The sequence below is a fragment of the Aquamicrobium soli genome (assembly GCF_042646345.1).
GTDB classification, from domain to species: Bacteria; Pseudomonadota; Alphaproteobacteria; order Rhizobiales; family Rhizobiaceae; genus Mesorhizobium; species Mesorhizobium soli_A.
In genome coordinates this window covers 85074-98498 of the sequence record NZ_JBHRTK010000014.1, presented here as the reverse complement: position 1 = coordinate 98498, position 13425 = coordinate 85074, and the positions used below count along the sequence as shown (strand labels likewise).

The 13425-nt window shown below is 65.2% G+C and carries 13 protein-coding genes; 4 read left to right on the top strand and 9 right to left on the bottom strand.

The window, feature by feature from the left end:
* The first annotated feature begins 391 nt into the window (after window positions 1-391).
* Together ACFOHJ_RS15325 and ACFOHJ_RS15320 are read left to right on the top strand one after the other, a co-directional pair.
* Window positions 392-1093: a nucleotide-binding protein gene (locus ACFOHJ_RS15325; protein WP_378221977.1), complete on the top strand. Its 702-nt coding sequence runs from the start codon at window positions 392-394 to the stop codon at window positions 1091-1093.
* Window positions 1090-1518 (top strand): hypothetical protein, encoded by a 429-nt coding sequence (locus tag ACFOHJ_RS15320; protein ID WP_378221918.1) that lies wholly within the window; start codon window positions 1090-1092, stop codon window positions 1516-1518. The genes ACFOHJ_RS15325 and ACFOHJ_RS15320 overlap by 4 nt, the downstream gene beginning before the upstream one ends.
* 41 nt (window positions 1519-1559) lie before the next feature.
* On the opposite strand, the gene repC (ACFOHJ_RS15315) is transcribed toward ACFOHJ_RS15320, so the two are convergent.
* Window positions 1560-2777, bottom strand: coding sequence for a plasmid replication protein RepC (repC, locus tag ACFOHJ_RS15315; RefSeq protein ID WP_378221917.1), 1218 nt, complete (start codon window positions 2775-2777; stop codon window positions 1560-1562).
* A gap of 309 nt (window positions 2778-3086) precedes the next feature.
* Between repC (ACFOHJ_RS15315) and ACFOHJ_RS15310 the strand changes: the two genes are divergently transcribed.
* Together ACFOHJ_RS15310 and ACFOHJ_RS15305 are read left to right on the top strand one after the other, a co-directional pair.
* The gene (locus ACFOHJ_RS15310) at window positions 3087-3380 is read left to right on the top strand and encodes a helix-turn-helix domain-containing protein (protein ID WP_089172944.1); all 294 of its coding nucleotides are present in this window, start codon (window positions 3087-3089) and stop codon (window positions 3378-3380) included.
* A gap of 72 nt (window positions 3381-3452) precedes the next feature.
* Window positions 3453-3863 (top strand): XRE family transcriptional regulator, encoded by a 411-nt coding sequence (locus ACFOHJ_RS15305; protein ID WP_378221915.1) that lies wholly within the window; start codon window positions 3453-3455, stop codon window positions 3861-3863.
* A gap of 52 nt (window positions 3864-3915) precedes the next feature.
* Here the strand turns inward: ACFOHJ_RS15305 and ACFOHJ_RS15300 are convergent, their stop codons facing one another.
* From ACFOHJ_RS15300 to ACFOHJ_RS15265, 8 genes are all read right to left on the bottom strand, one after another.
* Entirely contained in the window at window positions 3916-4248 is a 333-nt protein-coding gene (locus tag ACFOHJ_RS15300; RefSeq protein WP_378221914.1) for a single-stranded DNA-binding protein, read from the bottom strand.
* A gap of 333 nt (window positions 4249-4581) precedes the next feature.
* Window positions 4582-5382, bottom strand: coding sequence for an IS21-like element helper ATPase IstB (istB, locus tag ACFOHJ_RS15295; protein WP_378221975.1), 801 nt, complete (start codon window positions 5380-5382; stop codon window positions 4582-4584).
* Window positions 5382-6668 (bottom strand): IS21 family transposase, encoded by a 1287-nt coding sequence (istA, locus tag ACFOHJ_RS15290; protein ID WP_378221912.1) that lies wholly within the window; start codon window positions 6666-6668, stop codon window positions 5382-5384. The genes istB and istA overlap by 1 nt, the downstream gene beginning before the upstream one ends.
* Before the next feature lie 414 nt (window positions 6669-7082).
* A complete protein-coding gene (repC, locus tag ACFOHJ_RS15285) occupies window positions 7083-8315 on the bottom strand; it encodes a plasmid replication protein RepC (RefSeq protein WP_378221910.1) in 1233 nt (410 codons plus the stop codon).
* Window positions 8316-8572: 257 nt separating this feature from the next.
* Window positions 8573-9583 (bottom strand): plasmid partitioning protein RepB, encoded by a 1011-nt coding sequence (repB, locus tag ACFOHJ_RS15280; protein WP_378221909.1) that lies wholly within the window; start codon window positions 9581-9583, stop codon window positions 8573-8575.
* Window positions 9583-10797 carry a plasmid partitioning protein RepA gene (gene repA / locus ACFOHJ_RS15275; RefSeq protein WP_378221907.1) on the bottom strand — a complete coding sequence of 405 codons (1215 nt, stop codon included), beginning with the start codon at window positions 10795-10797 and terminating at the stop codon, window positions 9583-9585. Before repA ends, repB begins: the two co-directional genes overlap by 1 nt.
* 302 nt (window positions 10798-11099) lie before the next feature.
* Complete coding sequence (locus ACFOHJ_RS15270; RefSeq protein ID WP_378221905.1) at window positions 11100-12269, bottom strand: site-specific integrase; 1170 nt, start codon at window positions 12267-12269, stop codon at window positions 11100-11102.
* 8 nt (window positions 12270-12277) lie between these two features.
* Window positions 12278-13372 carry a hypothetical protein gene (locus ACFOHJ_RS15265; RefSeq protein WP_378221903.1) on the bottom strand — a complete coding sequence of 365 codons (1095 nt, stop codon included), beginning with the start codon at window positions 13370-13372 and terminating at the stop codon, window positions 12278-12280.
* Between the last annotated feature and the right edge of the window lie 53 nt (window positions 13373-13425).

The following is a 13425-nucleotide window of genomic DNA, read 5'->3' as shown; positions in this document are numbered from 1 at the left end:
GGTATCTTGTCAACCAATATCTAATAAATCGACTGTCGGACACAACCTCAGGAGGGGCGCCCACGACCAGGGAAGCGAGCCCCATCACCCCGACGCGGACCCTCGGGATAGTCTCGCCGCAACTCGGCAATGACGAAGTGCGCTAGTGCGGCAATACCGCAACGAGGTACGCCACGAATGCCGCAATGCTGCAAAACCGCAGCGTTGTATTGCCGCATTGCCGCCTTCACACACTGCCGCAATACCGCAATAACGCATTGCCCCAGCACCGCAACGCGCGAACACCGCAACACCGCAGTCACGCACTGCCGGAATGACGAACTGCGGCGTTGCGGTATGTCTATTATATTGTATGTTAGCGGATCGATTCCACGAGGAGCAGGAGGTGGGCGTGCCAAGCGTCTTCGCCGTCGCTAACCCGAAGGGCGGCAGTGGCAAGACCACGGTCGCGATCATCCTCGCCGGCGAGTTCGCCAAGCACGGCTACTCCGCCGCGATCGTCGACGCCGACCCGCAGGGGTCCTCCTACCAGTGGCACGCGTCATCTGTCGCGCGCGGGCTGAGCCCTCAGGGTGTCGACCTCATCCGCGCGCCCGATGAGGCGGCGTTGGCGCAGGCGGTCGAGCGGCTCGCCGGTTACGACGTTGTCGTCATCGACACGCCCGGATACTACGGCGAGGTCCTCGTCCAGTCTGCGTTGCGCGCCGACCTCGTCGTGCTGCCCTGCAAGGTCCACACATTCGACGCGTCGCAGGTCGTGCGGACGATCCGCAACCTCGAGCAGCATGCCGCCGCCGCGCAGCTGCCGATGAGCCAGCACCGCGTTCTGTTCAACGAGTACGACAGCCTCGACCGCAACACGCGCCCGCTGCGCGAGGTCGTCGCCTACCTCGATTCGGAGCACGTCCCAGTTTGCGCGACGGCCCTCTACCGCCGCGTGACCTTCCGCACGATGACCAGCGGATCCGGGACGCTCTACCAGATGAGTGACAAGGACGAGTCCGTGCGCAAGGCGCGCTACAACGCCGACCAGGTCGTGCGCGAGCTGCTTGCCGCGAGCCAGGGCACGACGACCGATGAGGCCACCGCATGAACGACAGCGCGCCGAGCGAGAAGCCGGACCGGCCTCCCCTGCCCCGCGACGCGTTTCGCGCGCAGCGCGTCGGGGCCGCGCCCGCCCAAAAGACCGTGCTCCAGCCAGTGATCGTCACGCCGTCATACGACGACCCAGTCGCTTCGGCGCCGCCCGCGCAAAGGAGACCGTCGCCGGAGACGGGCGAGCCCGGCCAGCCGAAGAAAGCCGCTCGGCCGCCGCGCGACCGCAATCGCAATCCGTTCGAGTCATACGGCGAGCGTGCGTCGTCGCGGCCCTACGCGCTGCGCTTGCCCGACGCGGTTGACCTCGCGCTTCGCCAGCTCGCCGCCGAGGAGCGCACGCAGCCTTTGCGCATCGTCGACCGCGCCATCCACGACCTCCTCAAACGGCTCGGGCGGTTGCCTCCTGTCGACGAACCGTAGCCGCCGGCGCAAGGAAAGCGACCGCGTGGGGACAAAGACCCCTACGCGCTTTCGTCCGGGAAGGAAGGGGACGATAGCTTTCGTGCGGCGGGGACGTCTTTTCGACGTTGCGAGGCGCCGAGCGCCATCAGCATCGGCCAGACCGAGAACTGGCCGGCCGAGGCGCGTCGCGCCAATGTCCTCAGGTAGCCGCCGGGGTTCCTGATGGCGCTGCCGCGTTGCAGGATGAGGGCGAGCGTGACGCTCGCCGGGCCGGGCCCCATCGCAGCGCAGGTTTCCTCCCAGGCGCTCGGGCTGACGCCGAGCAGGGGGCGCACGATCGCGGCGGTGTCGGTGACGTCGCGCGCCGTGCGCAGGCCGTCGCGCGCGTAGTCGACGAAGTCGGGGCATGTCTCGGCGAGGAGCCGGACGGGCACCGGCGACCACGCCTTGTCTTGGGGTCCGGTGTGTTGAGCTTCGTCGTTGCGGGCGCGCCCTTCAGCCGCCGGCCGCTCTGCGTCGATTGTTGTGTCGCGATCCGTCTCGTCGCCCACATGGCTTTCCAGGATGCAGAGGATCCGCCTCGACAGTTCGGTTAGTGCGGCAGCAAGCGGCTCCAGCGTCTCTCGGCCAGCGGCCCGCGGCCGGCCGGCGAGCAGTTCTGTGTACTCGCGGTGAAGCGCCGGAAGGTCGGCGTCGACGTTCTGCTCGATGCCGTACGAGAGCATCTTGGCGATGTCGCGTCGGGCGAGCGTGATCTGCTCGCGCAGCGCGTCCAGGGCGCGCCGTTCTTCGATGATGCGGGCGGCGCGATCGGCGAGCTCGTCGGCGCTCGCCACGAGCGGGCTGAGGTCGAACCCGAACGCCTGCTCGATGCCGCCGGCTGGTGCGCGCCTGGCGTACCGCTTTCCGTTGGGGCTGTCGCGTCGAAGGATGAGGCCTGCGTCCACCAGGGCAGCGATGTGCCTGCGGAGCGTCGAGGCGGGTATGCCGTGCGACCGCACCGAGAGCTCCCGGTTCGAGGGGAAGACGACGAGGTCGTCCGACCCGAGCGTGAGAACCGTCTCGGGGTGGAAGCTCAGCAGCGCGTTGAGCACCGTGAGCGACCGGTCGGAGAGCCGGAGCTCGGCCCTCGCCTCGCAGACGTGGCGGAACGTCTTCCACTTGTGCGCCGCCTTGCCGTCTGGCGCGCGCCGCACGTCTCGCTGCATGCGCAATGCGGTCGCGGACAGCGGCCGCGGCCCGAAGGGGGCGGTTGGATTGAGGCCAGGCATCTGCATTCGCGTCCTCTCTTCGCGAGAGCGCTTGGCAAACAAAGACCGTGGCGTGAAAACGCGCGAGTCTCTTGATCTGTCGGGTGGCGCGGGCTAGGATGCTGTCGCGTTTACGAGGCACCGCTGGCGATTGGCGTCGCCAGCCCGCTGACCCTCTTGAGAGACCCGGCTTTGCCGGGTTTTTCTTTGTCCGAGCGCGCTCCTGTTGTTGAATCGAATCCGTCTATTATATTGAATGTTAGACGGCCATCCAACGTGTGAGTTAAACACACGGGAAGAGCCGGCGTCGGATCAGCGAGGGACGCGAGCGGCTCCATGAATACGAAGGTCTCCGGCCGCAAGGCCGCCCACGCGGCCCGCGGCAACACGCTGCTCGTCGCCTTCCAGGATGCGCTCGAGCGCTTGCGCAAGGAGATGGGCCTGACGCGTTGCGCGTTCGCGGAGCGTCTCGGCATTCCTCGCTCAAGCTACTTCCACCTGATGACCGAGGCGGCGAACCCGAGCCTCGACTACATCGAGCTGATCGCCGAGCGCGCCGGCGTCGAGCCGATCGCATTCCTGGGCAGGGCAGGCCAAAGCACGCGTCGATTCAGCGTCGGCGCGCGCTAAGTCGAGTCGCCTCAACAAGAAATTCGCTTGGCCAATGTCCAATATTCTAGACTTTGACACGGAGGTGTGTTGATGCTGGCGCGTGCCCAACGCCTAGCAGAGCCGGCCGAGATGTCGCCCGTCCGAAAACCCCAGTCCCTCGATCACTCGGTCCTGAACGAGATGCTGGCGATTCGGATGCAGCAACTCGAGATCGAGAACGGCGGCGCCGAGGCGTTCCTCGCCAAGACCGGGCTCGCCCGCCACACCTACTACACGATGGTGCGCGGCATCGGGAATCCGACCATCCGCACGATCGAGCGCATCGCGACGAGCCTCAACATGAGCGTGTTCGAATTGTTGGGCTTCGACGTCGCCGACGCGCGGCGCGCCCTGAAGAAGAGCGGCGTGAACTACGACGAGCTGATGTCGGCGATCACCAAGAAGAACCGCGCCGACCGCGCGCTGGCGCGACAGACGCGGTCCCGAAAGCTGCCGTCCTGACGCTCGAGGCGTCGAGCGGAGACGGGGAGGCTTGCGCCTCCTCGTCTCCGGCCTAGGCGGCCGAACGCTCCGCGGCCTGGGCGAGGCGGCCAAACTCGATGCCGATCAGGTCGACGGTGTAGATCCGCTGGCCGTCGCGCTCGTAGCTGTTCTGGCGGACCCGGCCGCGCACGTGCACCAGGTCGCCCTTGCTGACGTGCTCGTTCACGTAGTCCTGGATCGACTTGGTGAAGATCGTCACCTCGTTCCAGTGCTGGTCGTCCTTCCACTCGCCGCCCTTGTCCTTGAAGGGGTAGTTGGCGCAGACCGTGACGCGGACCGTCTTGCCGACTTGCTTGATGGTCCCGACGCGGCCGATGAGGGTGAATTCGGCGATGTTGCGCATAGTCTCTCTCCATCTTGTGGGGCTGCGCCCCGTTGCGATGGCGATCCGTCATGGCCGGGAAGGCGGCACAGAGCCGGAGCCCGCGAGACGCGGGCGGAGGGCGAGCGCAGCGCTGCGCCCCGTCAGCCCGTGAATTTTGGCGCCGCAGGCGCGTGCGCGAGGAATGCTGTCGGGCCCCGCTTGCGGGTGGCAGCAGGGGAAAATTCTCGGGCGCAGGGGCCGCCGTGCCGACGACGGCCATAGGAATCCAGCCATGCAACCGGGAGCGCTGCCCGACGGTGTCAAGCGAATCGAGGATTTGACCCCTTAGGCGAAGTGAAGAACTGACCCCCTTCATTGGTTTGCTGTTTCGTTGGTCTCGAGCGCCGGTCCGGTCTTCTGCAGAAGGCCGGACCGGCGCTTTTCGCGGAGGCGATAGCTGTCGCCGCGAATGGTGATCACCGTGGAATGGTGAAGGAGGCGATCCAGGATCGCCGTGGCAACAACGGGGTCTCCAAAAACACTTCCCCATTCGCCCACCGAGCGGTTGGAGGTGATCAGGATGGATCCCTTCTCATAGCGCCGCGACACCAACTGGAAGAACAGGTGAGCGGCATTGGCCTCGAAGGGCAGATAGCCCAGTTCGTCGATGATCAGCAGCTTCGGCCGCGACAGGAGCGTCAACTGCTTGTCGAGCAGACCGTCGCTATGAGCCTTGGCCAGCGTCGCCACCAATGTGGCCGCCGTGATGAACTGGACGTTGTAATTCTGGCGGATTGCTTCGCGGCCAAGGCTGACTGCCAGGTGCGTTTTGCCCGTTCCGGGCGGCCCGAGGAACAAAACCGTATCGCCGTGCGCAATCCAGCGGCAGGTCGCCAGTTCCCTGATCTGCTCCTGATCCAGCGAGGGTTGCGCCTCGTAATCGAAGCCGTCCAACTCCCGCACGAAGGGGAACTGTGCGATCTTGCTCGACATGGAGATACGCCGCTCGTCACGCCGGGCGATCTCGCGCGACACCAGGAAGGTCAGAGCCTCGCGCAAGTTCATCTTCGAACGGGCCGCCTCATCCAGCAACGTATCGAGCTGGTCACGGATCGCGGTCAGCTTCAGCCGATCGAGGGTTGCGATGAGCATGTCATGATCGACGGTCGTCATCACCAGCCCCCTCCGACAACAGCCTCGTATTCGGCAAGCGGCCGCAACAGGGCGGCAGGCGCGATCTCGATGCGCTCGGCACGGACCGGCCCTTCGAAGCCGGCTACGCCGACAAAATGAGCACGGTCCACGATCCTTTGTCGTCGCCCTCGGCACAAGGCATGGTCAGCCACCACCTGGCCGGCATGGCGCATGATCACCCGGCCGCCCAACACCACGACCTGAACGCTCTCCCCGATCAGGCGCCAGGGCACCGAGTAGCTGTTCGTGTCGAGATCGATCGCGCAGTCGGCCTGGACCTTGCGGACCAGATCCCGTAACTGACCGAAGGGGGCACGCCCAGCCAAGGGGCGAAGCGCCCTGGCTTCAGCGGCAAAGCGCTCCGCCGGCGCGACACCGGTGGTGCCGTGTTCACGCTGGTCAGCGACCTCGCGCGTCCACCGGTCCAGATGCGCCTCGAATGCCGCCCAGCTTTCAAACCGGCGTCCGGCGATCGCGTTCTTCTTGACGTAGCCGACTCCGCGTTCGTCCTTTCCTTTCGTGCGTGCCCGATAGGGAGCACAGGCACGCGGCGTGAAGCCCCAATATCGGGCGAAGGCATGCAGCCGCGTGTTGAATCTCACCTCGCGCGTCACCGCGTCATGGTGTTCGACCAGCGCCTTCGCGTTATCGATCAGGACTTCCACGGGAACGCCTCCGAACCGCAGGAAAGCGCCTTCCATCCCTTCGAACCAGTCCGCCTGGCGCTGCCTCTGCGAAGCTCGGATATGCATCCGGCGCGAATAGCCGAGCGTGGCGACGAACACATGGATTCGAACCCGCTCGCCGCCGATCCAGACCTTTGTGTCGCCGAAGTCGATCTGCATCTGATGCCCAGGCACCGTCTCAAAGCGCACCGTCGCCCGCTTCTGCGCTTTCAACTCGCGCCGCCATTGTCGAACCCGAAGCTCGACCGAACGCAGCCCGATGATGATGCCATGCTCGCTCTTTAACTCTTGGCGAATGACGTCCGCGTTCCCGTCGTGGCGGAAAAACCGCTCCCGAAGCCAGTCATCCAGACCATCAAATGCCGTCCGACGCGCAGGCTGGCGATACGGCACCACGCCGCCTTCGCGAAGATAGCGGCGAACAGTATTGCGCGCACAGCCAAATTCCTGCGCAATTCGTTTCGATCCCCAGCCGACCTCATGCAGTCGAACCATTGCTGAAACTTCTTCCCCCGACCGCATCTCCTCAACTCGCACTGTTTTTGACAATGCGAGGTTCGACGGAAATTCATCGCTCATCTACTGATCCTCTCAATAACGAGGGGTCAGTTCTTCGTTTCGTTCGGGGGTCAATTTCTCATTTCGCCTGACAGACGGGAGAGGCGAGCAGCCGTCGCCGTGCCGCCATCGCCCCACGCTGGGCCAAAATTCGGCGGCAAGGATCCGCGTTGTCGACGCGAATTCACCGAGGACCGTGCAGCAATGAGAAGACGCCGCGCTGGATTTCGGGTCGATCCCAGCAAATGACGGCACACCGAGCGGACCGAGCGCCTGCAACCGACCGCGGTGCGCCTTGGCCGAATGGCAGGACCGCGGCGCAAACGGCGCGGGCAGAACCCGAACCCGGTCCGCGGCAGTCCAGCCTCGCCGCCGCGAACCTCGAACCGGCCCGCCGGCGCCGGGCGCGCTCCTTCCCCAAGACCGCCACGGCCGTCACGCCGACCGCTTGGTGCGCAGTTGCGCGTTGACCTGCGACATCAGGATGGGTCCGAGCGAGAACTCCCCGGCCCTCGCCTTCTCCGTCAGGCCGCGCAAATAGCCCCCGGCCGATCGGATAGCCGCGCCGCGCTGGAGGATGCACGCCACAACCACGGCGGCCTGCATTTCGCCCATCACGGCTTGCGCCTCCTCCCAGGCGCTGGGGCTGATTCCGAGCATCGACCGCACCACGGCCGCCGTCGCCAGCAGGTCCCGCCAGCTCGCAATCCCGCCCTTGGCGTAGTCGGCGATGTCGGGGCACGCCTTCATCACCAACCCAAGCGGATAGGCCGTCTCGGCAACCCTCGGCGTTTCAGGTTCTGGCACCGCCCTCGCCGCCCGGCTTCCTCGAAAGCCAGGTTCAAGATCAATTAGGGGGTCTGGATTTGAATTCTGTATATGGCGCTCACTTCGGGACTCATTGGCGCTCATATCTTGTGCTTTGACGTGGTTTTCCAGCAAGTTGAGGACGTCATCGGCGAGTTGCGAGAGTTCCTCGGCCGCCGCCTCGAGCTGTACGCGGGTCGCCGTTCGCGGAATCCCCTCGACGATCGAGCGGAAGCCTGCGTGTACCTCGGCCCAGTCCGCTGGCCCCTGCCCTCCCCTGCGCGTTGGAACGCCTTCCTCGATGCCCGTAGCGATCATCTTGGCGATGTCGCGCCGGCACAGCGTGATGCGCTCGCGTGCGAGCTTGATCGCGCGCGCTTCGGCCTCAACGGCCGCTGCCATGCTCTCGAACTCCTCGGAGCGGACGACGAGCGGCGAGAGGTCGAAGCCGAACGCCAGCTCGATTTCGCCCGATGCGCCCTTGCGCGCGTATCGCTTGCCGTTGGGGCTGTCGCGGCGGACGATCAGTCCAGCGTCGACCAGGACGGCGAGATGGCGCCGCAGCGTCGACGCCGGCATGCCGTGCGCGCGGAGCGACAGGAGTTGGTTCGACGGGAAGACGACGAGGTCGTCCTCGCCCGTCAACGCGGTCTCGGGATGGAACGTGAGAAGCGCGTTCAAGACTGAGAGCGCGCGCTCGGTCACGCCAAGGCTCGGTCTTGCCCGGCAGATCGCCTGGAAGATCTTCCACTTGTGTACGACCTTCTCGGGCGGCCGCGAGGCTGCGGCGATCTGCGTTGCCACGTGGGCGAGCGTCAGCGATCGCCGCCCGAAGGGCGTCGTCGGTGTGTGTGGTTCCATGTCTTGCCCTCATGCGGGCAAAGGAAATCTGCTCGCCGAAACGGCGCCGTCTCTCACGAGAGACTTGACTGCGATTCGCGGAAGTGATTCTCTATCAGTCGCCAAACTAAGACAGAGGCTTCCGGGACGGCGACGTTTCGGGGGCCTTTTTCTTTTGCCTACGGTTCCTTTCGTGATTGTTGTGTACGCGATTCACGCATCGCGGTGCCTCCAGACAGAAACTGGCCGGTAGCAGTCGCAATTTCGGAGCGGGGAAGTCATGTCCCCTCCTTCGTGTGACGGAATGCGTCGTAGAGCTCGGGGAGCTTGTCCAAGACGAAGTCGCCGAACGCCGGCGCGACTTTCTCGTCGAGCGCCAAAATAAATCGATCGCCCGCGCGCTCGACCTTTGCGATCTTTTTTCCGTCAGCTGCGGTCCAGGTGGTGGCTTTGGTTGCCTTCACGGGACGCACGGTGACGGCCGAAAGAACCATCGCAAATCGATCGTCCGTGTTCGCTGCGACGAAGGGCTGGCTGGACAGCAACCCTTCAAGTTTACCAGCAGGCTTTTTTTCGCCGAGGCGATCGACGAGCTCCATCCACCGGCGGCGACCAACCTTCGGCGCGGGCCCGATTGCATCGCTCAACTTCGCGGGCACGGCGCGATAGATTGAAATCAGCCGTGAGAGCTCCGTCTTGTCGACAGATAGAGCCGCCATGATGGTGTCGCGTTTGAAGTTACGGTCCTCGAGCAGCGTCGCGTAGCGAGCGCGCTCGATGAACGAGAGATCCTCGCGCTCGCCGTTTTCCTTCCCTTGGGCGATGACGAGATCATCGTCGCTGAGATTTTGAACGACCGCGCGGACCGGGCGGCCAAGTTCGCGCAAAGCGCGGACGCGCCGATGGCCGTACGCGATCTGGTAGCGGTCCTGGTGTGCCGGGTGCGGCCGCAGCAACGCAGGAACAAGCTGGCCTTTCTCCCTGATTGACTCCTTGAACGCCGTGAAGCCTGCGTCCGAGCCCTCCATGCGATCTGGGACGATGGAGTCGTCGATAAGATTTGTATCTATCTCAAGTACCGCTTCACCATTCGCCAGGCGCGCGGAGAGAGCCTTGGCCGCGTCGCGCTCGGCCGAAAGCTGTTCGAGGGATCGGCTCATTGCGCCGACGGCGCCGCGCGAGCCGAGAGTTGGCATCGCTCCTCTCTCCGCGGGCGCAGGATTAGAGGCGGCCGGCTGGTCCGTGCTGCTGCCTTCAATAAGATCAGCGAGGAGGTTCTTTCGTCCCATCAGGTCCTCCGCCAAGCAGCGCTGATCAGGGACTCGATCTCGCCGTTCACGCTGTCGAGGGATTCGATTGCGCGGTCGTAGGTCGCGCGCGTGAACTGCTGTCGCTCTACCTCGTACAATGTTTGCTTGGTGATTCCGGCGTCGGAGATTGCGGTGCTCTTCAGCACCATGTGGGTAAGCACGCGATCAGCAAACAGCGAGCGCATGAAGCTAACCATCTGGGTTTGCGGTCCGTCGCTGGGTTCATAGCGGGTTACAAGATATCGCATCCAATCGTAGTCGGTATTTCCGCCAGCCTTGGCAACGACAGACATCAGATCAGACGTCATTATGAGAAATTGACACATCGACATGACGTCGAGCATCTGCGGATGAACGGGAATGAGAAGGGCAGTCGCTGCGCAGAGCGCTGACAAAGTCAGAAACCCAAGCTGCGGCGGGCAGTCGATGACGACGACGTCGTAGTTCTGCTCTACCGAAGCGAGCGCACGCGCGACGCGCGAAAAAAAGAGCGGATCGTCTGTCTGTCGCGAGGTCAGCGCCTTCGGCGTTTCGTGCTCGAACTCCATGAGCTCGATGTTGCCGGGTATGATGTCGAGGCCGGAGAAGTAGGTCGGGCGGATGATGTCCCGAAGGTCTCGGCGTTCGTCGTCGTAGCGGATTGCTCCGTAGAGCGTCCCGTTTTCTTCAATGTCAAACTCTGGCTGATATCCGTGAAGGGCGGACAGCGAAGCCTGCGGGTCGAGATCAACGGCGAGGACGCGATATCCCTGCAGCGTCAGGTGCTGCGCAAGGTGCGCTGCGGTCGTTGTCTTCCCGGAGCCACCCTTGAAGTTGACCACGGCCACGACCTGCAAGTGTTCGCCAGTGATGCGCCAAGGGCGGTACCGCCGAGTGCTCTTCCCCGTTTCGTCGAGATAGGTCCTGAGAGCCTGGATGTCGTCGAAGGTATAGGACCGACGGCCCGACGGGTTCGTCTCAGGCTGAGGCCCCTTCCCTTCCAGAGAGAGCTGCCGGAGATAGCCGTCGTTGACGCCAACGAGTTTCGCCGCCTCGCCCGATGAGAAGGGGCGCAATTTTTTCCGAGCCTTCGGCGGGAACAGTTTGAGGCGATGAGCCTGGAGCTTTTCAGATAGCTCTCGTGCGTCTGCCGCGATAAGTTCGTGAATCGCGAGGCGACGTGGCTCGGGCGGCGTTGTGAGTGTCTGCTCCACTGATTTGTCCACGGTCTGCTCGCGTAGTTACGTCTTCATCGGCCTCTTACGGCTCAAAACCGTGGCTACTTAAGCCCGATTCTCCCCATTCGGCAAGAAATTAAGGGTTAACGAGGTGTTAACGCCGCATCGGCGTGCCGACGGCGTCGCGAGCCTCCGCGCAGTTGCTCACGATCTTCATAGCGGGGCCACGAGCAAGGAGTGGGCGAGTTGACCGGTGTCAACTTTTCTTGCCTGGGCTCGGAGTTGACACCGGTCAACTCGCGGGAGCCGGTCGCTGTGAATGCACCAATGAGCTCTTCTTACAACGCCAATCGAGCCGCCCTCCCCTGCGCGCGCTCGGCCTCGTTGTAGTAACTCGCGGCCTGCTGCACCGACCGGTGCTGAGACTGCTGCATCGCCTCCGGCAGCGCCACGCCCTGCCGCGCCGCCTCTGTAAGGTACCCCGATCGAAGGCCATGGGCGGTGAAGTCCCTCGGGTCGAGCCCGGCCATTGCGCATCGCCGCTTGACGATCAAGTTGACCGACTGCGGCGTTAGCGCCCGCTCCTCAATCGCCTCCCAGCGGTCGATCGCGCGGAAGATTGGACCCTTGCGGACGTCGGATCGCTCGAGCCACTCCCGCAGCGCCTCGACCGGCGGCCCAACCAGGAACACCCTGCCCTCGTCGTCGGCGTCGCCGGTCTTGGTCCGGCCGAGCTGGATCGAGGCGCACGGTAGCGTCGGCGACTTCGGGTCGGTCGGATCGAGCGGCACCGCCGGCTCGTCGGTCAGCTGCTCGATCCGCAGCCGCGCCACCTCGCTGCGCCGCCGCCCGCCGGAGGCGAAGGCCAGCAGCAGGATCGCGAGGTCGCGCGTGTCGGCGAGTCGGTCCGTCGCGCACGTCGCAACCAGCCGGTCGAGGACGTCGCGTGTCACGGCCCGCTTGCTCTTTCGCCGGCGCGGTCGCGGCGAGGCCCGCACCGCGAGGCGCACGGCCGAGCGCAAGGCCGGAGAGCCGAATGGTCCCTCGATCCCCTTCCAGCGGTGCAGTGTCCCCCAGCTCGCCAGGCGCCGCTTCACGGTGCTCGGCGCATGCGGGCCGTCGCTGCGCAACAGCCCCTCCTCGCGGAGCGCAGCCGCGACATCCACGGGCATCCCGTGCCGGGGATCGCTCTCGCGCTGCGCCGGATCCCAGAGGTGGTGGGCGACGAACTTCAGCGCGAGCGCCTCCGACGCCGGCCACGGCAGCGGCTCGCCGATGGCGGCGGCCGCCCAGCCCTCGAGGTACGCCAGGTCGGACGCCAGCGCCCGCAGGCTATTCTCGCCCATGCCCTCGCGCGCAAGGTGTTTCAGTGTCGCGACGTCGTCGTCGGTGAGCAGCTGCGCGAGGCGATCGCGACGGTCCATCGGCAGGATGGCCGAAAGCGTGTCGAGCTCCAGGCTCCGCCGGGATTCGGCGTCGAGCGATCGGCCTTTGACGATGTCGTCCATGGCGCGCCTCAGAATCCGTAAGATCGCTCCGCCCAGCGCAGCAGCACGGCGGCGTCGGGGTCGGGCAGGCGCACACGCTGCGCTTTTAGTCCTTCGGCGATCGCGAGACCGACATCGGGCTCCACCCAGTGGCCGTGGGTCATCAGGAAGAACCAACCGAAGGGCAGGTCGACTTCACGATCGAGAGCCTCGATCCGGTCCATGAGCTGGTGAACTGAGGTCTCTGGCGTCATCAGCAGGCGCTCCTTGGGCATCCTCAGCGGCCGCGGGATGAATCCGATTTCGCGTTCGCCTTTGTAGGTGTAGTCGCGAACGTCGAGCGCCCAATGCGCGAAGACGCGGTGCGACCGGGCGCTCGAAGCCTCCCAGTCCTGGAAGAAGCGCAGCTCGCGCGGCACAAACTCAAAATAGTCCGGCACCAATGCCAGGAACGGGGTTTCGCGCGTCGTCCCGCGCGGGCCGGTTTCGCGGATGACCCGCCGCTCCATCTCGGGACGCTTGGCCTCGCGCTTGTCGCGCTCGATGCGGCCGCAGCGATCGAGGAAGCTGCGGACGTGGACGAAGGCGCCGCCGGCGCGATCGAGCAGGCGGTAGACCGGACCGGCAAGACGGTCCGTGTCGGGCAGGGGATCCAGGCGCGGCCAGCTCGGGTCGAGCAATTCCTGCTCGCCCCAGGGCCGGTAATCCGGATTGACGATCGGGCCGGCGCGCCACTCGACCTCGCGGCCGAGCGCGATCTGGATGTAGTCGGCCGGGGCGGGGCCGGTCGGCGCGAAGACGAAGGCGCTGGCGCCACGCCACTCGGTGATTTGCAGGCCGGTGTCTCTCAGGCGGGCCCAGGTCGCCGTGACGTCGCCGCCGTCCTTGGCGAGCTCGGCCATCATCCACGGCCGCAGTTCGCCGATGCGCGTGCCGTTCGGCTGGATGACCGAACGGGTGTCGCGCCAGTAGTCGTCGTCGACCTGGGCGAGGCTGAAGTCGAAGCCCGGGAAGGCGGCGGTGAGGGCGGGGACGAGGCCTGCGTCGACCGAGGCCGGGTCGAGCCGCGCCAGGACCGCGTTCAGCGTGGCCGCATCCGGCAGGCGGACGGGGGAAGGGGTCATCGATGGGCCTCTTGCGGGATTAGCGGGATTTCCGTATATTCCGGAACAAAGGA

Excerpts from the sequence above, each read along its gene's own strand:
- ACFOHJ_RS15320 (WP_378221918.1), top strand. The coding sequence starts at position 1,090 with ATGAACGACAGCGCGCCGAGCGAGAAGCCGGACCGGCCTCCCCTGCCC.
- repC (WP_378221917.1), bottom strand. The coding sequence starts at position 2,777 with ATGCAGATGCCTGGCCTCAATCCAACCGCCCCCTTCGGGCCGCGGCCG.
- ACFOHJ_RS15310 (WP_089172944.1), top strand. The coding sequence starts at position 3,087 with ATGAATACGAAGGTCTCCGGCCGCAAGGCCGCCCACGCGGCCCGCGGC.
- ACFOHJ_RS15305 (WP_378221915.1), top strand. The coding sequence starts at position 3,453 with ATGCTGGCGCGTGCCCAACGCCTAGCAGAGCCGGCCGAGATGTCGCCC.
- ACFOHJ_RS15300 (WP_378221914.1), bottom strand. The coding sequence starts at position 4,248 with ATGCGCAACATCGCCGAATTCACCCTCATCGGCCGCGTCGGGACCATC.
- istB (WP_378221975.1), bottom strand. The coding sequence starts at position 5,382 with ATGACGACCGTCGATCATGACATGCTCATCGCAACCCTCGATCGGCTG.
- istA (WP_378221912.1), bottom strand. The coding sequence starts at position 6,668 with ATGAGCGATGAATTTCCGTCGAACCTCGCATTGTCAAAAACAGTGCGA.
- repC (WP_378221910.1), bottom strand. The coding sequence starts at position 8,315 with ATGGAACCACACACACCGACGACGCCCTTCGGGCGGCGATCGCTGACG.
- repB (WP_378221909.1), bottom strand. The coding sequence starts at position 9,583 with ATGGGACGAAAGAACCTCCTCGCTGATCTTATTGAAGGCAGCAGCACG.
- ACFOHJ_RS15270 (WP_378221905.1), bottom strand. The coding sequence starts at position 12,269 with ATGGACGACATCGTCAAAGGCCGATCGCTCGACGCCGAATCCCGGCGG.
- ACFOHJ_RS15265 (WP_378221903.1), bottom strand. The coding sequence starts at position 13,372 with ATGACCCCTTCCCCCGTCCGCCTGCCGGATGCGGCCACGCTGAACGCG.